Below are 18,780 nucleotides of genomic sequence, written 5' to 3'. Positions count from 1 at the left end.
TTCGATAAGCTTTTGTCTTTTGCCGGCCGCAGTGCAGCGAGCCTTAAAACTGCCCGGCCCGAGTGCCTGTCATACAGGGCCCTGCCGGCTCACGGGCTCATGCGACGAAGACAGGCGGGCCAGCGTTTACAATTTGCATTTTTCGTGTAAAAATGCCACTGCTTGAAGAAACTTATTTTGTCCGGATAAAAAAGAGGTGAAAACACGTGCATGAATCATCAGAAAGCCGATGAAATCTATATGCAGGCGGCTCTGGACCAGGCGCAGCAGGCCCTGGATGCCGGGGAGTTTCCCGTGGGATGCGTGATTGCCGGGCCCGGCGGGGTGATTGCCGGCGGGGGGCGCAGCCGCAGCCGCCAACAGAGACCCAGTGAGATTGATCATGCGGAGATCAATACATTAAAACAATTCTATGAATTGCCGTATACGGGCGATCCCCGGCAGTTGAGCATTTACGCCACCCTGGAGCCCTGCCTGATGTGTTTTGCCGCAATTCTGATCGCGGGCATCGGCAGAATCGTTTATGCCTATGAGGATGTCATGGGCGGGGGCACGGCCTGCAAAATCGATAATCTGCCGCCCCTTTACAGAGACGCCGGAGTCCGGGTGGTGTCCAACATGATGCGCCGGCAGAGCCTGGATCTGTTTTCCCGGTTTTTTTCCGATCCGGAAAACACCTATTTGTGTCACTCCATGCTGGCGGCCTATACCCTGGCCCAGAAGCCCGGAGGACGGCCATCCCTGTTTCCCCGGGAGTGAAACGGACTTTTATGCCTCACACTTCGCCAATAACCAGGATATCGATGCCCGATGACCTGAAGGCTGCGGCCCGGCAAAAGGTGTCAGACTGCAGCAAGGCGGTCGAGAGCGCAGGCCGTCAATCGCTTTTTTACATGGTGGATGAGGACGATCTCTGCCGGGTGTTTGCCTTCAGCGAATACGCGGCCCGGCAGTGTCTGCGCAACCCGGGGATGATCCGCGAACTTTTGGAAAGCGGGGATCTGGAAAGGCTTTATCCCACGGATCAGTACCAGCAATACGTGGCCCGGGCAGCCGGCCAGGCCGCTGATGAGGACGGTCTGGCCGTGGCGTTGCGGCGGCTTCGGCACCGGGAAATGGTGCGTATTGCATGGCGGGATTTGACCGGCCGGGCGGATCTGTTTGAAACCATGGCCGAGTTGTCCGCCCTTGCAGATGCCTGTGTTCAACAGGGGCTGGATTTCCTGTATCCCTTGTTGTGCAGCAAATACGGCCAGCCCGAGGACGCAGGCGGCAATGCCCAGCAGATGGTGGTCTTTGCCATGGGAAAGCTCGGCGGGAGGGAGCTGAATTTTTCCTCTGACATTGATCTGATGTTTGCTTTTCCCGAGGCCGGACATACCCGATCAGAAGAAAAGTCGATTTCAAATGAGGAGTTTTTCACCCGCCTTGTGCGCCGGCTCATTGATGTGATCGGTAAATCCACTCCCGAGGGGTTTGTCTTCCGGGTCGACACCCGCCTGCGGCCCTATGGCGATTCCGGGCCCCTGGTCATGAGCTTTGATTCCATGGAAAATTACTACCAGATGTTTGGCCGGGAGTGGGAACGCTACGCACTTGTCAAGGCCCGCCTGATAGCCGGGGACAAACAGCGGGGAGAGGCCTTTTTCGACCGGCTCCGGCCCTTTGTGTTCCGTCGGTACCTGGATTACGGAACATTTGAGTCCATTCGGGAGATGAAGCAGAAAATTGTGCGGGAAGTGGTCCGCAAGGGGCTTGCCGACAATATCAAGCACGGCTACGGCGGCATACGGGAAATTGAGTTTTTCGGCCAGGTCTTCCAGCTCATCCGGGGCGGCATTGACCCGGCTTACCAGGAGCGAAGCATTTTAAAGGTCCTGCAGGTGATGAGAAAGGACAGGGGTATCACGGGCAAGGTATACGAGGAACTGACCTCTGCCTACGTGTTTTTGCGAAACACTGAAAATCGCCTTCAGATGTATGAGGACATGCAGACCCACAGCCTGCCCGCAGATCCGCGCGCCCGCACCCGACTTGCGCTGAGCATGGGATTTGACAGCGAAAAAGACTTTATCCGGGCCCTGGACGCGCACATGTCCCGGGTGCATTTTCATTTCAATCAGCTGCTGGGCCAGGAAAGCACGGAAGCCGAAGCCCAAAGCGAAACAGGACTCGGCAGTGTCTGGCTGACACCCGGACAAACCGATCAGAACAGGCAGAACCTGGAGGCGGCGGGCTTTGAGGAGCCTGATACGGTTCTTCGTCTGCTGGGTGAGTTCCGGGACAAAACCGGATATGGTGAGGACGGTCATATTGCCACGGCCCGGATCAACCGGCTGATGCCCCGGGTCCTGGGGGCGGTGGCGGAAACCGACCGTCCCCTGCTGGTGTTAAAGCGGATCATGACCCTGCTGGATGCGATTTTGAACCGAAGCTGCTATATCTCCCTGCTTCTTGAAAACCCGGGGGCTCTTGAACACCTTGTCCGGCTGGCGCGCATCAGCCCCTGGATTGTGTCTTTTTTAAGCCAGCACCCCCTGCTTCTCGATGAGCTGCTGGATGTGCGTTCCATGTATGCTCCTCTGGACCGGGCTGCTCTGGCCGGGGATCTGCGGCAGCGCCTGGAAAAATCCGGCGGGGATGACCCGGAGTTACAGATGGATGCCATCCGGGTTTTCAAGCAGGTCAACATGTTTCGCATCGTGGCAGCCGACGTGACCGGTCATCTGCCCCTGATGCAGGTTTCAGACCGGCTGACCTATCTGGCTGAAACCATACTGGATGCCGCCCTGGATCTGACCTGGCACCAGATGGTGGAACGCTACGGTAAACCTTTGGCGATTGACGGTGATCCGGGCAATACAGGATTTGCAGTGATCGCCTACGGCAAGCTGGGCGGATATGAACTGGGATACCGCTCGGATCTGGATCTGGTTTTTCTGCACACCGCCCAACCCGGGCAGACCACGGGCGGCCGGCTGCGGCCCATTGACAACAGTGAGTTTTTCGGCCGGCTGGGCCAGCGAATCATCCATTTTCTGTCTGCGCCCACGTCCACGGGAAAGCTTTATGAAATCGACATGCGGCTGCGTCCCTCGGGCAATGCCGGGATTCTTGTCAGCCATATGGACGCCTTTGAGGAATATCAGTCCAGACACGCCTGGACCTGGGAGCATCAGGCCCTGATCAAGGCCCGGCCGATTATCGGGGATTTCCAGGTGGCCCGCCGTTTTGCCGATGTGCGCACGCGGGTGATTGCCGCCCGGCGCAATACAGAACAGCTGGCCGGGGCGGTGCTGGAAATGCGGGAACGGATGCGCAGTGCCCGTGAATTTTCACACAATGGCTTGTTTGACTTAAAGCAGGATCCCGGCGGAATCGTGGATATCGAGTTTTTGGTCCAGTTTTTGATTCTGTGCCATGGCAGCCGGCACGAACAACTGGGTCAGTGGACCGATGTGGTGCGCCAGTTAAATGCCCTGGCCCTTTGCCGCATTATTGCCGATCTCGACGCCCATGCCTTAAAACAGGCTTATTTGATTTACCGCTATTTTGTCCATCGCATGAATCTCCAGGAAAAAAAGGCGGTGCTGCCGGAAAATCGGTTTGCCGAATTGCGCAGAAGGGTTGTGCGTATATGGCGGAAAGTCTTTGGGCAGTAAACAGAAAATCAAGGGTTATCTGAGCAGGTAAAACCCGATGATATTGTCGTAGGAATGGGCTCTGGCGTAAGTGGCCCCCACGTCCAGGCCCTTGATATGCTGAACAATCACCTCCCGCTTGATCAGGGAGTTGTTGGCATCATCGAGCCGGAATTCCACCGTGATTCGCTCCCCGACCTGGAAGCGGGGCTGGACGTTTAATTTCATGCGGATACCGGTTCTGGAAATATCGGTGACAACCATGCTGCCCCAGTGCTGGGCGCTTTTGGAGGCACTGTGGGCAGGGGCATAGAGATATGTGCCCCGCAGTTGCGTGGATTTGCGGTACTGTCTTCTTCTTTCGAGAAACACCGTAAAGGAATGGCCGCAGGAGCATTTGGCCTTGAGCTTGATCATGTTGTCGGCTTCGGCGTATCTCGACACATCCTTGATAATGGTTTTCTGGCATTCCGGGCAGGTAATGGCTGCGGTGTTGTCGCTGGCAATAAAGCTTTTGACGATCACATCTGGTATCCCCGTTGCTGTAGCCCCATGGATTTTCTCCTGAAACGGGTTTATTTTTGCCGGATTTTCATGGTAGGCATTGACTTGTAATGATTCATATATTAAATAAAAGAACTTTGTCAAGCCAAAATAAGGCTTTGGGATTATTCAGGGTTTGGTTTTTTGCAGACAGCAGGGGCCCGAGGTCGCAATATTCGGGGCTTCAGCCAATGGGAGATGAAAATGAAAAAAATTGAAGTAATTATAAAGCCTTTTAAACTCGATGATGTCAAGGAAGCCCTCACCGACATGGGCATTCAGGGCATGACCGTATCCGAGGTCAAGGGCTATGGTCGTCAGAAAGGGCACAAGGAAGTCTACAGGGGTGCGGAATACGCCGTGGACTTTGTTCCCAAGCTCAGGATTGAAATTGCAGTGGATGAAGACATGGCCGAGCAGGTCATCGAGACCGTTCAAAAATCCGCCTATACCGGCAAAATCGGTGATGGCAAGATATTTGTATTCTCAATGGAGGAAGCTGTTCGTATCCGCACCGGAGAGCGCGGCAGAAACGCCCTTTAGCCCGCTAATGGTATTGACGGGGATTTATGCCGTATTTGTGCACCTTGTAAGAGATTTTACGCAGGGTGGTGCCCAGGGTTTGGGCGGCCTGGCTCATGTTGCCCCGGGTATGTTTTAGGGCATCCACAATCATTTCCATTTCCAGTTTTTCCACGGCTTCCTCCATGGTCTGGGACGGAAGCGTGCCCGACTCCTTGCCGGTCTGCAGTGTGGGCGGCAGATGATAGCCGTGGATCACCTTTCCTTCGCAAAGCAGTACGGCCCGCTCGATACAGTTTTCCAGTTCCCGGACGTTGCCGGGCCAGTGGTAGGCCATGAGCATGTCAATGGCCGGGGTGGAAAAGCGGACAATCTCCTTTGCGTTTTCCCGGGTGTATTTGTCCAGGAAAAAATCGGCCAGGGCCAGGATATCGGTTTTTCTCTCCCGCAGCGGGGGCATGTAGATGGGAAACACGTTGATCCGGTAATACAGGTCGCTTCGGAAATCGCCTTCAGCCACGGCTTCTTCGAGGTTTTTGTTGGTGGCCGCAACAATGCGCACGTCCACCCGGATGGTCTTGTTTCCCCCCACCCGTTCGATTTCCCGTTCCTGTAGCACGCGCAGCAGCTTGGCCTGGACCTCGCCGGTAATGGATCCGATTTCATCGAGAAACAGGGTCCCCTTGTGGGCCAGTTCGAATTTGCCCGCCTTTTGCTGAATGGCCCCGGTAAAGGCGCCTTTTTCATGGCCGAACAGTTCGCTTTCAATGAGGTTGGCGGGCAGGGCGGCACAGTTGACCTTCACAAAGGGATGGCTGGAGCGGCTGCTGTTGTAGTGGATGGCATTGGCCACCAGTTCCTTTCCGGTACCCGATTCTCCGCGGATGAGCACGGTGGCGTTGCTTCTGGCCACCTGGGAGATCATCTGGTAGACCTCGCGCATTTTGTTGCTGTTGCCCACGATGTTTTTGATCCGGTATTTTTTTTCCAGTTCCATCTGGAGCCGTTCGTTTTCGGCTTTCAGCTTTTCCTTTTCCCTGCGGATGCGCTCTAGATGAATGACCTGGGTGGCAATCATGGCCGCCACCACGGTGAGGATTTTTTCCCCCTCTGCCAGGGGGTATTCCGGATCATAGGGCAGATCCACACCCAGGGCGCCGATGACCTGCTGTTCTTTTTTAATGGGAACGCAGATAAAGGAAAGTTCCCGCGCGCCGGGCCCGCTTCTGGATTGGGTGCGGTTTAAAAAATCCGGGGATTCGCTGATTTTGGCGATGCTCACCGGCCGGCCGGATTCAATCACCTGGCCGGTCACCCCTTCTCCGAGTTTATAGATGCCCTTCTGCATGGCGGACCGGGAAATGCCGTGGGCCACCTCGATGCTGATTTCATCGCTTAAGGGGTTTAGGATGGTGATCATACCCCGGGACATGTGCATGTTGCCCGAAAGGATGTCCAAAACCGTGTACAGGGCTTTTTTAAGGTCCGTATGGCGGTTTAGGGACTGGCTGATGTCGTAGAGCAGGGTGATTTCATCAATTTTTTTCATGATCAGCATGCAGCGGTTTTTGGGGTTTGGGTGTTTTGTTGATGGCGCAGGAACCGGTTAATCATTCATGAAATCCGATACAGCGGTTTTTAGCTCCGCCATACCGCTGGAAAAGAAGTGATCCGCTCCGGAAATCACCCGCAGTTCGGCCGCCGGGTTGATCCGGGGCAGCAGTTTTTCCACCAGTGCCGGAGGTGCGATTTCATCCTCGCTGCCGGTGATCGCCAGTTTCAGCCGGGAACATGGCCGAAGTCCGTCAAAATTCATCATGGCCGCAGGCATGGAAATCATGAGCATTCTGCCCGGCGGCAGTTTTTCCGTGTTGGCATGGGCCAGCACCCATGCGCCAAAGGAATATCCGATCAAATCGATTGTGCGGGCGCCCCGGGTCCGCACATAATCGGCTGCGGCCATCAGGTCTTTTTGCTCGCCCTCGCCCTGGTCATAGGCGCCCCGGCTTTGTCCTGCACCGCGGAAGTTGAACCGAAGCGTGGTCAGGCCCCGGGCCCGGCATGCAGCAGCGATTTCGCAGATAACCAGGTTGTCCATGTTGCCGCCGTACAACGGATGAGGGTGGGCAAGAATGGCCGCCTTGTCATTTCCGGGAAAAAGGGCGCCTTCCAACTCAATTCCATCTGAGGCCGGAAAAAAGATTTTTTGTTCCATGTTCGCTCACATCCGAATCCACTCATGGCCGAACATATCCTTTTGCCACGGCTTGAGATCTGCAATGGCATCCAGGTCCTGCAAAGTGCGGGGCTGATCTTCGGCGATTTGTTTCAGGGCGTTTTTGTTGACAATCAGGTACGGATCAATTTCCAGGGCTTCGGCTTTTTGCTGCCGCCACTGCTTTAGCTGTTTGATCCGGCGGGTCACGGCTGCAGAAACAGGCTTTGACTTCTGCTTCGGGTACCTGGGCCACTGCTCCGGGGAAAGTGCCATGGCGGAATCAATCGCCTGCAAAATGGCGGTGCCGTACATCTGGATCTGTTTGCGGCTCAGCAGGCCGCTTTTTGTGAGCTGAGCGCTGTTTTTGGGTTTCTCCCGGGCCAGGGAAAGAAGGGTCTGATTGCCCAGGATTTTAAAAGCAGGGCGGTCTTTTTTCCGGGCGAGTTCCATCCGGAAAGCCAGCAGGGCTTCAAGCACGGCCAGGCTTTTGGGGTCCAGGCGGCCGGCGCCCTTGATCCGGACAAAAAGCGGGGTGTCGGCATCCGGGGTTTCCGGCCGCACCCCGGCGATTTCTTCGCAATGCTGGCGCACCCATTCCATCCGGCCCCGGTTTTTGAGCTCGGCTTTCATTTCCTGGTACAGGGTGACCAGGTAACGCACGTCATTTGCGGCATAGGCGATCATTTCATCGGGCAGGGGCCGCACGGACCAGTCCTTTTTCTGGAATTTCTTGTCCAGTTCCACATTAAAATGACGGGCCAGCACCGCTTCCAGGCTGGTGGCCCCGTAGCCCAGAAACCGGGCAGCCAGCTCGGTGTCAAACAGGTTTGCCACGCTTATGCCGAAGTCCCGGTACAGGCATCGCATGTCATAATCGGCCCCGTGAAAAACCTTGACAATGCCGGGATCGGCAAACAAGGGGGCCATGGCTGAAAGGTCCCTGACCGCCAGGGGATCGATAATATAGCAGGCACCCGGGGTGCCCATCTGGATTAAGCAGACCTTTTCCTCGAAATGATGCATGCTGTCGGCTTCCAGGTCCACGGCCACAGCCGGCTCTGATGCCAGTCGCCCGGCCAGGGCGGATATCCGGTCTGCTGTATTAATATATGTAACCGGTGAAGATTCCATTTTGAACTGCAATGTACGGACTTGCCGATCCTTTCCGTGTGCTGACTTTTTCCTTGACCCTGTTTTGCAGATTCATTACATAGGGCCTTAACGCGCGTGATCCCGAAGTTCCATCCCCTATATGAATGACCAAATGGACAGAGTCAATGATCAATATCACATTTCCGGATAAAACACAGCGGCAGTTTGAACCACCCGTGGACGGATATACAGTGGCTGCAAGCATTTCCGAAGGATTTGCCAGAAATTGCGTGGCCATGGAAGCAAACGGCCGGCTCATGGATATTTACAGTCAGTTGCAAGAAGATGCCGGCATCCGCTTTATCACGCCAAAGGATCCGGAAGCCTTGGATATCCTCCGGCACACAGCCGCTCACATCATGGCCCAGGCCGTGCTCCGGCTTTACCCGGATGCCCAGCCCACCATCGGCCCTGTGGTGGAAGACGGGTTTTATTATGATTTTGACATGGAGCCCATCTCAGAAGAGGATTTCCCCAAAATCGAAGCTGAGATGAAACAGATCGTCAAGGAAAAGCTTCCGGTTCGCCGGCAGGAGGTCACCCGGGACCAGGCCATTGAGCACTACCGCCATGAGCCCTATAAGCGCGAGCTGATCTGCGAGTTGGAAGACGGCACCATTTCCTTTTACGTTCAGGGCGAGTTCACGGATCTGTGCCGGGGGCCGCATCTTCCGCATACCGGATTTGTCAAAGCCTTTAAACTGCTGCGGGTATCCGGGGCCTACTGGCGGGGAGATTCTGACCGCCCGCAGCTCCAGCGGATTTATGGAACCGCGTTTTTTGACAAAAAGGATTTAAAGCAGTACTTGACGTTTCTTGAAGAGGCCAGAAAACGGGATCACCGCAAAATCGGCGCAGCCTTGGACCTGTTTTCCTTCCACGAAGAGGCTCCTGGAATGCCTTTTTTTCACGCAAACGGCATGGAGCTGTGGAATGCGCTGCTCGATTACTGGCGCCGGGAGCACCGGGCAGCCGGATACGTGGAAACCAAGACCCCGATTATCCTTCACCGGAGCCTGTGGGAGCAAAGCGGGCACTGGGAAAATTACCGGGAAAACATGTATACCCTGGTGGTGGATGAAACAGAGTCTGCCATCAAGCCCATGAATTGTCCCGGGGGCATGCTGTTGTTCAAACAAAAGCGCCATTCCTACCGGGATCTGCCCATCCGGTCCGCAGAAATCGGCCTGGTGCACCGCCACGAGCTCTCCGGCGTGCTCTCCGGCCTGTTCCGGGTGCGGGCCTTTCACCAGGATGATGCCCACATTTTCATGACCCCGGAGATGATCGAGCCGGAAATTCTCGGGATTTTACAACTGGTCCGGCGCATGTATGCCACCTTTGGACTCGGCTTTCACCTGGAGCTTTCCACCCGGCCGGAAAAATCCATTGGCACCGATGCCCAATGGGAGCAGGCCACCGGCGGACTGACCGCCGCGCTGGATGCATACGGGGCTGATTATAAGATCAATGAGGGCGACGGTGCCTTTTACGGGCCCAAGATCGATATCCATATCAAGGACGCCATCGGCCGGACCTGGCAGTGCGGCACCATCCAGCTGGATATGTCTTTGCCCGAGCGCTTTGATCTGGCCTATGTGGGCCGGGACAATGAAAAACACCGGCCTGTGATGATCCACCGGGTTGTTTTCGGATCAATTGAGCGGTTTCTGGGAATTTTGATCGAGCATTTTGCCGGAAAGTTTCCCCTGTGGCTGGCCCCGGTCCAGGCAGTGGTTCTGCCGATCAATGACACCCTTGCCCCGTTTGCCAAAGAGATCTGCCAGCGGCTTTTTGCCGCAGGCCTCCGGGCATATGTGGATCACCGGACCGAAAGCCTCAATAAAAAGGTCCGGGAAGCGCAGCTGGCCAAAATTCCCCTGATCCTCACTGTTGGCGACAAGGAAAAAAGCGCGGGCACCCTGGCGGTACGCACATTGGACGGGGCCGTGCATCACGGCGCGCCGGTGGATGGTTTTATTTCAGCGGTTTGCGACAATGTCGCCCGGCGCAGGCTGGACATGGAGGAACTGCTGTCGGGCCTGTAGAATTTTTGCAGGAAGAAAGTCCGGGTGCGGCGCCGGTTTTTTCGCTCCTGACCGTTTTTGCGGATTGATCAAATGCCTTTGCCTAAAATTTACAAATCCGCCCTGCCTTGCTCAAACAGTTTGAAATCTTAATGCAAAAACGCTCAATGTCGCTTCAAAAGCCGACCCCGCCCTTGGGCTTCCTTGGAAGTGTTCCTGTCGGGCCAACCCACGTGACCGGGCATGAAAACAACGTTTTTAAGGCTTGAATGTGTTGCTTCGGACCCCCTTGGTGAAACTTTGCCCAGCGTCGGCCATGATGCCGGCCCGGGGGTGGTTTGCGAGTCGCATTGAGCGCGCAGGCGATCAGCAGGGAGCAAACCGCCACCGGGCCGGCATCATGCGAAAATTATAGAACATAGCACTAACAGCAACTTTTTTGAAGTTGCTTGGAAGTTGAAGATCAAGGCTTGCACAAGATTTAAAAACAGCAAACCGGGAGCCTTTATTTGAAAAAAACTCCCGGTTTGATATTTGTGCTGATATTTTTTTGGTTTTTACGCGCCGTACATGGCCACGTTTTTCAGATCCTCTCCAAGATATTCCCGTTCATTTTCCCCGAGAACGCCCAGAGAAAGGCAGATCAGGGTCCACAGGTGAACTGTCTGCCAGGGATGTTCCCGGATTTCGCTTAAATCATGGACCTGGGCGTGGCAGTTGTGGCACGGGGTGATGCAGTAGCCCGCTCCGGTGGCCAGGATCTGGTTGGCTTTTGCCTCGCCGTACTTGCGGCGTTCCTCGGGATACCCGGACTGCAGAAATCCGCCGCCGCCGCCGCAGCAGTAGTTGTTGGAACGGTTGGGGCTCATGTCGATGAAGTTTTTCTCGCCCACCACGCTTTTGACCACGTAGCGCAGGTCTTCGGCCACCGGGTCGCCAAAGGACTTGCGCACCAGCTGACACGGGTCCTGAACCGTGAATTTGACCCCCAGGTCCTTGTTCCAGTCGGGGGTCACTTTGAGCTTGCCCTCCCGGATCCACCGGGCGTAGAGCTGGATGATGCTCTGGATCTCAAAGTTGTGGGGAATGTTGAATTTGTTCAGTCCGGCCCGGACTGCGAAAAGTTCGTGCCCTCATTCGGTGTTGAGCCAGACTTTGCAGCCAAGGTCCTCCACAGCTTTGGCCTTGACCTCCACAATATGTTTCCACGCCTCGTCATCGGCCATGAACATGCAGTAGTTCTCAGCCGCCCAGCCCTTGGTGCCATAGGTCCAGTCTGCGCCCACCAGGTGCAGGATCTTCCACAGGGGCACCATTTCATCGGGTTCGGTTACGGGCTCGCGGGAATTCTGATTGAGAAAGTAATAGGCGCCCTGCTTGTTTACCGGCGCTTCCATGTCTTTGAATTCGGGCTGGGCTTCCCGGTATTCCTCGAGCACGTCTTCAACCACGAATTCAAAATCCTCCTCTGTGGCGCCCATGGCACTGCAGGTGTCATTTCGCAGGGCCATGTCGCAGGAGCCAAGAATTCCTTTTGGCCGCTGGTCCCGGGGCCAGCTCTGCCGGGCGTAAAACACCAGCTGCGGGATGTTGATCTGCATAGGGCAAACATAGATGCAGCGCTGGCACATGGTGCAGTGCCAGACCCAGGGAGTCTGCTGGATCTCTTCATCCATTCCAAGAGCTGCCATGCGTAGAAACTTGCGTGCATCCATGCCGCCGATGCCCGTTGCCGGACATCCAGAGGCGCATGCGCCGCAGGTCAGACACAGATCCAGGTTGCCGCCTTCGGGCAGCAGGTCCTTGACTTTGTCGATAAAATTGCTTGAGCGTTTTGTGCCAAGCTTGATTGCTGGTTCTCCCATACAATAGCCTCCGTTGATGCCCCGTGCGGGTGCGGCTTTTGCCGGCCGGCCCGGGCATTGATTGATGATGATATGACATGCCGTACGCCGGCAGTTGAAGGTTGATTTCAATTGAAGATAATCATTTGCAACCCAAAACAAAAGCCTTGGGTTGCAAAAATGAAACGAAATTTTTTCCTGCCACAAACAACCCACTAAAGTCAAGCACAATCGCAGGGTTGCATCCGGTAATGGAAATCCGGCTTTCTCACATTGACATGGATGCATCTGTGGCTTATGATATGCGCTTTTAAAGGGGGGTGAAATGGGATTGAACCGATGGTGCCGGCAGTTGCCGTGTTTGTGCCTGGTTTTTTGGTTTGTTTTTGCCGGGGCCGCTGCCGGCGCCCGTAACACGGCCTCAGAGCGGCATCCGGAGGGCGAAATATTTTTATATTTTGTTGATCCGGAGGCCGGATATCTTGCAGGCGAACCCCGCAATATTGATTTTTCCAATGAGCGCAAGGATCCGGGCCAATTTTATACCCGCATTGTAGAAGAACTCATCAGCGGGCCGAAAACCAGGCTTGAGGCTCCTTTGTCGGCGCAAACCGATGTGCGGGGGGTGTATGCCGGTACTGCAGGCGTGGCTTATGTGGATTTGTCCGCAGAAGCCGCGGACCTGCACACAAAAGGTGTGCGCAGCGAATTGCTGAGCGTCTATAGCATTGTTAATACACTAATACTGAACTCCAACGGCATCCAGGCCGTCCAGATCCTGATTGAGGGCAGTCCGGTCCAAACCCTGGCCGGGCACGTGGATATCCGTTTGCCGCTAAACGCGCAGATGTTGCTGGTGAGATGAAAAAAATCGGACAAATAAGAAATATCGGCATTATCGCCCACATTGATGCCGGCAAAACCACGGTCACCGAGCGGGTGCTGTTTTACACGGGCCGGTCCCACAAAATCGGCGAAGTCCACGACGGCGAAGCCGTGATGGATTGGATGCCCGATGAACAGGAGCGGGGCATCACCATTACCTCAGCGGTGACCACCTGCCAGTGGGACAAATGCGACATTCAGATTATTGACACCCCGGGGCATGTGGATTTCACCATTGAGGTGGAGCGCTCATTGCGCGTGCTCGACGGGGCGGTTGGCGTGTTTTGCGCCGTGGGCGGCGTGGAACCCCAATCTGAAACCGTGTGGCATCAGGCTGACGATTATCTGGTGCCCAAAATCGCCTTTGTCAATAAGATGGACCGGGTGGGGGCGGATTATTTTCGCACTATCGAGATGATGAAACAACGCCTGCATGCCCGGCCCCTTGTGCTTCAACTTCCCGTGGGCAGCGAGGACGGGTTCCGTGGTGTTATTGATTTATTGCACATGCGTCAGATGGTCTGGGAGGCCGGCGGGCCGGAAATGCCGTTTGTCACAGGCGAAATCGACCCGGATCTGCTGGAAACAGCCCAACAATACCGGGAAAAACTCATCGAGACCGTGGCTGAAACCGACGATGCCATCATGGAGGCTTACCTGGAAGAAGCCGATATATCGGTTGAACACCTGGTTGCCGCCATCCGGAAGGCTACCATCGGTCTGCAGCTGGTGCCGGTGCTCTGCGGATCGGCTTTGAAAAACAAGGGAATCCAGCCATTGCTCGATGCGGTGGTCAACTACCTGCCCAGTCCCCTGGAGGCTCCGCCCATTCAGGGCACAATGCCCGACACCGGGGAAAAAGTTGCCTTTGAGGCAAAGCCCAAGGGGCCCACTGTAGCCCTTATTTTCAAGGTTTCCATGATTGAGGGCCGAAAGCTGTCTTATGTGCGGGTTTATTCCGGCAGCATTAAGGCCGGCGCAGAGATCTACAATTCCATCCGGCAGAAATCGGAAAAAATTTCCCGGATTTTAAAGATGCATGCCAACAAGCGCGAGCGCTTAGACGAGGCCGGCCCGGGTGCCATTGTGGGTGTGGTGGGGCTAAAGGATTCCTCCACCGGTGAGACGCTCTGCGACAAGAACAATCCGGTGCTGCTGGAACAAATGAAATTCACCAAGCCGGTGATCTCCATTTCCATTGAGCCCAAAACCCATGATGATCAGGAAAAACTGCCCCAGGTACTTGAAAAGCTAATGGCCGAAGATCCCACCCTGCATGTGAAACAGGACGAGGATACGGGCCAGACCCTTTTGTCCGGCATGGGCGAACTGCATCTGGATGTGATTATCAGCCGGATGCGGCGTGAGTACAAAACAAACGTCAATGTGGGCAAACCCCAGGTGGTCTACCGGGAAACCATTGCAAAGCAAGCCTCCGGCCACGGGGCGTTTGACCGGGAGGTAGCCGGCCAGCGGCATTTTGCCGAAGTGGCCCTCATGGCCCGGCCCCTTTCCCGCGGCAGCGGGGTGAGTTTTGCCGCAGAGGTCTCAGAGGAGCTCATTCCGGCCCAGTTTATCCCGGCGGTTGAAAAGGGCGCTCGAGAAGCCATGGAATACGGAGAACTGATGGGGTATCCGGTGGTGGATATAGAAGTTGTCATCACCGGCGGGGCGTTTCGCGAATCACTGGGATCTTCTTTGGCCTATTCCGTTGCCGCTTCCATGGCCTGCCGGGAAATGTTTGCCGCAGCTGATCCTTACCTGCTCGAACCCATTATGAACGTGGAAGTCTACGTACCGGAATCGTTTATGGGCGAGGTGATCGGGGACTTAAATTCCCGGGGAGGCAAGATCGAATCCATTGCCGCAAAGGGCGACAACCAGATCATCACCGCCATCGCCCCCCTTTCAAAGATGTTTGGTTATACCACGGCCCTGCGTTCGGCCTCCCAGGGCAGAGGTACCTTTACCATGAAATTTTCCCATTTTGACCGGATGTAGGCCGGGTTTCAAATACGCCGGCGCCGGCCTGCCCGGAAAAGTAAAAATCCCGGTAAGGGCTGTTTTCCTCTGAGGCTTCCGCTTTTTCCGGCATTTTTTTTGTTTCTGCCAGTTCCTTGTGAATTTTTTCCGCAAGGGTTTCGCTTCCGGTTTTGTCCAGGGCCCGGTTAAAATGGAATCGTGCATTCTCCGCATCCCCGGTTTTCCGGTAATAACGGCCCAGGTAATAATGGGCCTGATCCAGACGGTTTTGTTCCCCGTAGCAATTGCCCAGAAAGTAAAGTGTGCGTTCATGATCCGGAAAATTCCGGTTGGTTTCCTTGAAGACGGCAATGGCTTTATCAAAATCGCCCTGGCTCATGTGGCTGCGGCCCAGGTAAAACAGCCCGTCAGGCCCGTAGCGGGAAATGTTATCAATGCCGGAAAGGGTTTGGATGGCTTTTTCATGTTTTCCGGAAAGAAAATAGATTCTTCCCAGGTCAATGGCCATGAAAGGATCATCCGGCCGCCGGGCGATTGTTTCTTTTATGGCCTCCAGGGCGGATTCGGGCTGGCCGCTTTCGGCCAGCGCCAGGGCCAGGCCGTATAGGGCGGCCTGATCTTCAGGATCCTTTTCAAGCTGCTGGCGGAAGTGGTTGACCGCACGGCCGGACTGGCCGTAAAGGGCTTTGAGCCGGGCGCGGGTGCGCTGGAATGCAAAGCTGTCAGAGGGTTTTTTCTCCGGGTGGTGCATCAGCATGTTTTCCAGGTTGGTCAGCCGCTGACGGGTAGCGGGATGGGTTTTGAGATAAGTGGGGACCTGCTCTTCTCCATACCATTCCCGATCACGGATTTTGCGCAGGGCGTCCCGGAGTCCGTAGAGGTCATAATCGGCTTCGAGCAGATACCGGCGACCCAGAAAATCGGCTTCCAGTTCGTTTTCCCGGGTATAGGCCAGAATCATGCTCTGGCCGGCGGCCAGCGAACCCATGGAAAGGGCACTGCCCACCGCCGAAGCCCCGCCCAGGCCAACGAGGATGCCGGCAATCATTCCGGCCATGGACAGGATCTGGCTTTTTTTGGATTTTTCAATCATGTCGGATATGTGCCGGGCCGAGACATGGGCGATTTCATGGGCCACGATTCCGGCCAGTTCACTTTCGGTGTCCATGGTTTCAAACAGCCCGGAAAATATAAAGATATTTCCGGCCGGGCCGGCAAATGCATTGACTGTGTCCTGGCTGATCACATGGAACTTGTAGTCAAAGGGCTGGGGCGGCAGGTTTTCGAGAATGCGCCCACCCAGGTCATTGATATACTCGTGGATGATAAAATCATCGATTACAAGGTAATGCTTGTGGATCGTTTCAAGGAATTCTTCCGCCAGTTCCTTTTCCTCCTTGACGGTCATGGCATCGGCTGTGGCCCCTGCGGGCCACAGCAGCAGGCATAATGTCAGCAATAAGGCGATGGCTTGCTCGATTCGTTTCACGACTGGTTCTCCGGACATGTATTCTTGATGGTTTCGTAAAAAGTAAGTTTTCAGATGGCGCCGGAAAAAGTTCAAGATCAAGGCTTGCGCGATTGCCGAAGAATGCAGCGTAGTTATGCGTACGTGAAATTCCGAGGAATCGCGCGTAACGCAGATATTGGACTTTTTACCGCGCCATCATTCTTGAATTTGCAAACAATTATTTTTATGGTACAGAGGTTTTATTATGGCACATATGATCTGCATTGCAAATCAAAAGGGAGGGGTGGGCAAAACCACCACTGCCATCAATCTGGCCGCCGCCCTGGCCCATGCCGGCAAAACCACTCTTCTTGTGGACTGTGATCCCCAGGCCAATGCCACCACTGGCCTGGGAATTGACAAAAGTGGACTGGAAAAGACCCTGTATCACGGTTTGATCGGCCATGCTGATGCCGAAGACATCATTGTTGAAAGCGGTGTGCCCCGGCTCTGGCTGATGCCCTCCCGGGTGGAGCTAATCGGTTTTGAGGTGGAAATGTTAGGCGATGCCTCACGGGAGCGTTTGCTTCAGCAGTTGCTTTCCCCGTGCAGTCAGGCATATGATTATATCCTGCTGGATTGTCCGCCTTCCCTGAGTCTGCTGACCGTTAACGCCATGACAGCCGCTCACGGGGTGCTGATTCCCCTGCAGAGCGAGTTTTACGCATTGGAGGGCCTTGGCCAGCTTTTGCAGACGGTCAAGCGGATCAAGCAGCGAATGAACCCGTCTTTGAAAATCGAGGGGATCCTGTTGACCCTTTTTGATAAGCGGACCAATCTTTCCGGGCAGGTGGCCGAGGATGCGGAAAAATATTTCAAAGACATGGTCTATGATACGCGGATTCCCAGGGCCGTGCGCCTGGCCGAGGCTCCCAGCTACGGCAAACCCATTCTTTCCTATGACCCGGCCTCGCCGGGGGCGGTGAGCTACAGTGCTCTGGCAAGGGAGATGCTCCGGAAGCACAATGCACCCGGAGCCCCGGGACTGCAAAAGACCGCCAGCTGAAAAATGCTCATGAAAAGGGGGGGACCATGAAAGCCGATGATGCCGGCGCAACCGATAAGAAACGCAAGCGCGGCCTTGGAAAAGGCCTGGATGCGCTGTTTCCGGATATTGAAATCGGGGACCAGAATCAACAGCCGGATTATTTTCCATGTGATATCAATCGGATCTGTCCCAATCCCTTTCAGCCCCGCAGACAGTTTCCCCGGGAAGAAATGGCTGAACTGGCCGAATCCGTCAAAATCCATGGCGTGCTTCAGCCTCTGCTAGTTCGGGAAGCCAAAAACGGCTATGAACTCATCGCCGGCGAACGCCGGCTTCGGGCAGCCAAGATGGCAGGCCTGTTTACCGTGCCGGTGCTGGTTCGGGGCATTGGTGATCAGCAGCTGCTGGCCCTGTCCATTATTGAAAACATCCAGCGGGCCGATCTCAATGCCATGGATGAAGCCGAAGCCTATCAACGGCTGCTTGATGAGTTTGGTTTAACCCAGGAACAGGTGGCCGGACAGGTGGGAAAAAGCCGCTCGGCAGTGGCCAATTTTCTGCGGTTGAACCAGTTGGCCGATACGGTCAAGGAGCATGTGCGCACAGGGGATCTGAGCATGGGTCATGCACGGGCCCTTCTGGGCGCGAACAATGCGTCTTTGCAGCAAACCGCCTGCCGGACGGTGGTTTCGCGCAAGCTTTCCGTCCGGGAAACCGAAAAACTGGTTGGCCGTTTAAATACCCAGAGCAGTGATCAACCGCAGCCTGCGGCGTCCAGCGAGGAAATTCATTTTGCCGGTCTTGAAGAGGACCTGGGGCGCAGGTTCGGCACCCGGGTAAAAATCAAGCGACAGGGCAAGAAAGGCCGGGTGGAGATCGAGTTCTATGATGACAATGATCTGGACCGCCTTCTGGCTTTGCTCAAAACCGACTAGATCATGGCCCTGCATCTGATCATAGACGGTTATAACCTGATCCGCAGGTCTGACCGATTGCGCCGCGCTGAAGATAAAAGCCTCGAACTCGGGCGCCGGGCCCTGATTGATGAACTGGCCGCTTATAAGCGGATCAAGGGGTACAAGATTACCGTGGTATTTGACGGCGGCCAAAACAATGAGCCTTTTGAGGCCAGGTCTGCTGAAAAAGGAATACGGATCCGGTTTTCACGGCACGGGCAGACGGCGGATTCGGTGATCGAAAATATGGCCCGCCGCGATGCGCAAAAGGCCATGGTGGTTACTGCGGATCGGGAACTGGCGGCCAAAGTGGCTGCAAAAGATGCAGTGCCCGTGGATCCGGGCGAATTTGAGGAAAAAATGGAAATGGCAAAGCTGATGGAAGTCAAGGGGACCGGCGAGGAAGACGGGGACCGGCAGGGCTGGGTGCCGACCACCCGGAAAAAAGGGCCGGCCAGGCGCCTGCCCAAAAGCCGCCGCCGGCAGCTTCGAAAGGTGAAAAAATTATAGA

General features: G+C 55.3%; 15 protein-coding genes. 9 read left to right on the top strand and 6 right to left on the bottom strand.

Annotation, left to right across the window (positions count from 1 at the left end; genetic code table 11):
* Positions 1 to 210 precede the first annotated feature (210 nt).
* Positions 211 to 759, top strand: coding sequence for a deaminase (locus HNR65_RS00730; protein ID WP_181549534.1), 549 nt, complete (start codon positions 211 to 213; stop codon positions 757 to 759).
* A 44-nt stretch (positions 760 to 803) separates the two neighbouring features.
* On the top strand, positions 804 to 3,662 hold the full coding sequence (gene glnE, locus HNR65_RS00725) for a bifunctional [glutamate--ammonia ligase]-adenylyl-L-tyrosine phosphorylase/[glutamate--ammonia-ligase] adenylyltransferase (protein ID WP_181549533.1): 2,859 nt from the start codon (positions 804 to 806) through the stop codon (positions 3,660 to 3,662).
* A 15-nt stretch (positions 3,663 to 3,677) separates the two neighbouring features.
* On the opposite strand, the gene HNR65_RS00720 is transcribed toward glnE, so the two are convergent.
* Positions 3,678 to 4,166 (bottom strand): PilZ domain-containing protein, encoded by a 489-nt coding sequence (locus HNR65_RS00720; protein WP_181549532.1) that lies wholly within the window; start codon positions 4,164 to 4,166, stop codon positions 3,678 to 3,680.
* A 222-nt stretch (positions 4,167 to 4,388) separates the two neighbouring features.
* On the opposite strand from HNR65_RS00720, the gene HNR65_RS00715 reads away from it, so the two are divergent.
* A complete protein-coding gene (locus tag HNR65_RS00715) occupies positions 4,389 to 4,727 on the top strand; it encodes a P-II family nitrogen regulator (protein WP_181549531.1) in 339 nt (112 codons plus the stop codon).
* A gap of 4 nt (positions 4,728 to 4,731) precedes the next feature.
* On the opposite strand, the gene nifA is transcribed toward HNR65_RS00715, so the two are convergent.
* From nifA to HNR65_RS00700, 3 genes are read right to left on the bottom strand one after another with little or no spacing between them, the layout of a single operon-like run.
* Positions 4,732 to 6,255 carry a nif-specific transcriptional activator NifA gene (nifA, locus tag HNR65_RS00710; RefSeq protein ID WP_181549530.1) on the bottom strand — a complete coding sequence of 508 codons (1,524 nt, stop codon included), beginning with the start codon at positions 6,253 to 6,255 and terminating at the stop codon, positions 4,732 to 4,734.
* A 57-nt stretch (positions 6,256 to 6,312) separates the two neighbouring features.
* Positions 6,313 to 6,921, bottom strand: a complete 609-nt coding sequence (locus tag HNR65_RS00705) for an alpha/beta hydrolase (RefSeq protein WP_181549529.1) — start codon at positions 6,919 to 6,921, stop codon at positions 6,313 to 6,315.
* 6 nt (positions 6,922 to 6,927) lie between these two features.
* Positions 6,928 to 8,055 (bottom strand): ribonuclease D, encoded by a 1,128-nt coding sequence (locus HNR65_RS00700; protein WP_181549528.1) that lies wholly within the window; start codon positions 8,053 to 8,055, stop codon positions 6,928 to 6,930.
* Between the two features lie 146 nt (positions 8,056 to 8,201).
* On the opposite strand from HNR65_RS00700, the gene thrS reads away from it, so the two are divergent.
* Complete coding sequence (thrS, locus tag HNR65_RS00695; protein WP_181549527.1) at positions 8,202 to 10,124, top strand: threonine--tRNA ligase; 1,923 nt, start codon at positions 8,202 to 8,204, stop codon at positions 10,122 to 10,124.
* Between the two features lie 536 nt (positions 10,125 to 10,660).
* On the opposite strand, the gene HNR65_RS00690 is transcribed toward thrS, so the two are convergent.
* The gene (locus tag HNR65_RS00690) at positions 10,661 to 11,968 is read right to left on the bottom strand and encodes a (Fe-S)-binding protein (RefSeq protein WP_181549526.1); all 1,308 of its coding nucleotides are present in this window, start codon (positions 11,966 to 11,968) and stop codon (positions 10,661 to 10,663) included.
* A 304-nt stretch (positions 11,969 to 12,272) separates the two neighbouring features.
* On the opposite strand from HNR65_RS00690, the gene HNR65_RS00685 reads away from it, so the two are divergent.
* Together HNR65_RS00685 and fusA are read left to right on the top strand one after the other, a co-directional pair.
* Positions 12,273 to 12,812, top strand: a complete 540-nt coding sequence (locus HNR65_RS00685) for a GerMN domain-containing protein (protein WP_181549525.1) — start codon at positions 12,273 to 12,275, stop codon at positions 12,810 to 12,812.
* Positions 12,809 to 14,833, top strand: coding sequence for an elongation factor G (gene fusA / locus HNR65_RS00680; protein ID WP_181549524.1), 2,025 nt, complete (start codon positions 12,809 to 12,811; stop codon positions 14,831 to 14,833). The genes HNR65_RS00685 and fusA overlap by 4 nt, the downstream gene beginning before the upstream one ends.
* On the opposite strand, the gene HNR65_RS00675 is transcribed toward fusA, so the two are convergent.
* Entirely contained in the window at positions 14,799 to 16,304 is a 1,506-nt protein-coding gene (locus HNR65_RS00675; protein WP_181549523.1) for a M48 family metalloprotease, read from the bottom strand. The two genes, fusA and HNR65_RS00675, sit on opposite strands and share 35 nt — an antisense overlap.
* Before the next feature lie 226 nt (positions 16,305 to 16,530).
* Between HNR65_RS00675 and HNR65_RS00670 the strand changes: the two genes are divergently transcribed.
* From HNR65_RS00670 to HNR65_RS00660, 3 genes are read left to right on the top strand one after another with little or no spacing between them, the layout of a single operon-like run.
* The gene (locus HNR65_RS00670; protein WP_181549522.1) at positions 16,531 to 17,331 is read left to right on the top strand and encodes a ParA family protein; all 801 of its coding nucleotides are present in this window, start codon (positions 16,531 to 16,533) and stop codon (positions 17,329 to 17,331) included.
* Between the two features lie 26 nt (positions 17,332 to 17,357).
* Positions 17,358 to 18,248 carry a ParB/RepB/Spo0J family partition protein gene (locus HNR65_RS00665; protein ID WP_181549521.1) on the top strand — a complete coding sequence of 297 codons (891 nt, stop codon included), beginning with the start codon at positions 17,358 to 17,360 and terminating at the stop codon, positions 18,246 to 18,248.
* Positions 18,249 to 18,251: 3 nt separating this feature from the next.
* Positions 18,252 to 18,779 (top strand): NYN domain-containing protein, encoded by a 528-nt coding sequence (locus tag HNR65_RS00660; RefSeq protein WP_181549520.1) that lies wholly within the window; start codon positions 18,252 to 18,254, stop codon positions 18,777 to 18,779.
* Position 18,780 lies beyond the last annotated feature (1 nt).

The organism is Desulfosalsimonas propionicica, from assembly GCF_013761005.1.
Taxonomy (GTDB): domain Bacteria; phylum Desulfobacterota; class Desulfobacteria; order Desulfobacterales; family Desulfosalsimonadaceae; genus Desulfosalsimonas; species Desulfosalsimonas propionicica.
This window is presented reverse-complemented; position numbering and strand designations above follow the sequence as displayed.

Excerpts from the sequence above, each read along its gene's own strand:
- HNR65_RS00730 (WP_181549534.1), top strand. The coding sequence starts at position 211 with ATGAATCATCAGAAAGCCGATGAAATCTATATGCAGGCGGCTCTGGAC.
- glnE (WP_181549533.1), top strand. The coding sequence starts at position 804 with ATGCCCGATGACCTGAAGGCTGCGGCCCGGCAAAAGGTGTCAGACTGC.
- HNR65_RS00715 (WP_181549531.1), top strand. The coding sequence starts at position 4,389 with ATGAAAAAAATTGAAGTAATTATAAAGCCTTTTAAACTCGATGATGTC.
- nifA (WP_181549530.1), bottom strand. The coding sequence starts at position 6,255 with ATGAAAAAAATTGATGAAATCACCCTGCTCTACGACATCAGCCAGTCC.
- HNR65_RS00705 (WP_181549529.1), bottom strand. The coding sequence starts at position 6,921 with ATGGAACAAAAAATCTTTTTTCCGGCCTCAGATGGAATTGAGTTGGAA.
- HNR65_RS00700 (WP_181549528.1), bottom strand. The coding sequence starts at position 8,055 with ATGGAATCTTCACCGGTTACATATATTAATACAGCAGACCGGATATCC.
- thrS (WP_181549527.1), top strand. The coding sequence starts at position 8,202 with ATGATCAATATCACATTTCCGGATAAAACACAGCGGCAGTTTGAACCA.
- HNR65_RS00685 (WP_181549525.1), top strand. The coding sequence starts at position 12,273 with ATGGGATTGAACCGATGGTGCCGGCAGTTGCCGTGTTTGTGCCTGGTT.
- fusA (WP_181549524.1), top strand. The coding sequence starts at position 12,809 with ATGAAAAAAATCGGACAAATAAGAAATATCGGCATTATCGCCCACATT.
- HNR65_RS00670 (WP_181549522.1), top strand. The coding sequence starts at position 16,531 with ATGGCACATATGATCTGCATTGCAAATCAAAAGGGAGGGGTGGGCAAA.
- HNR65_RS00665 (WP_181549521.1), top strand. The coding sequence starts at position 17,358 with ATGAAAGCCGATGATGCCGGCGCAACCGATAAGAAACGCAAGCGCGGC.
- HNR65_RS00660 (WP_181549520.1), top strand. The coding sequence starts at position 18,252 with ATGGCCCTGCATCTGATCATAGACGGTTATAACCTGATCCGCAGGTCT.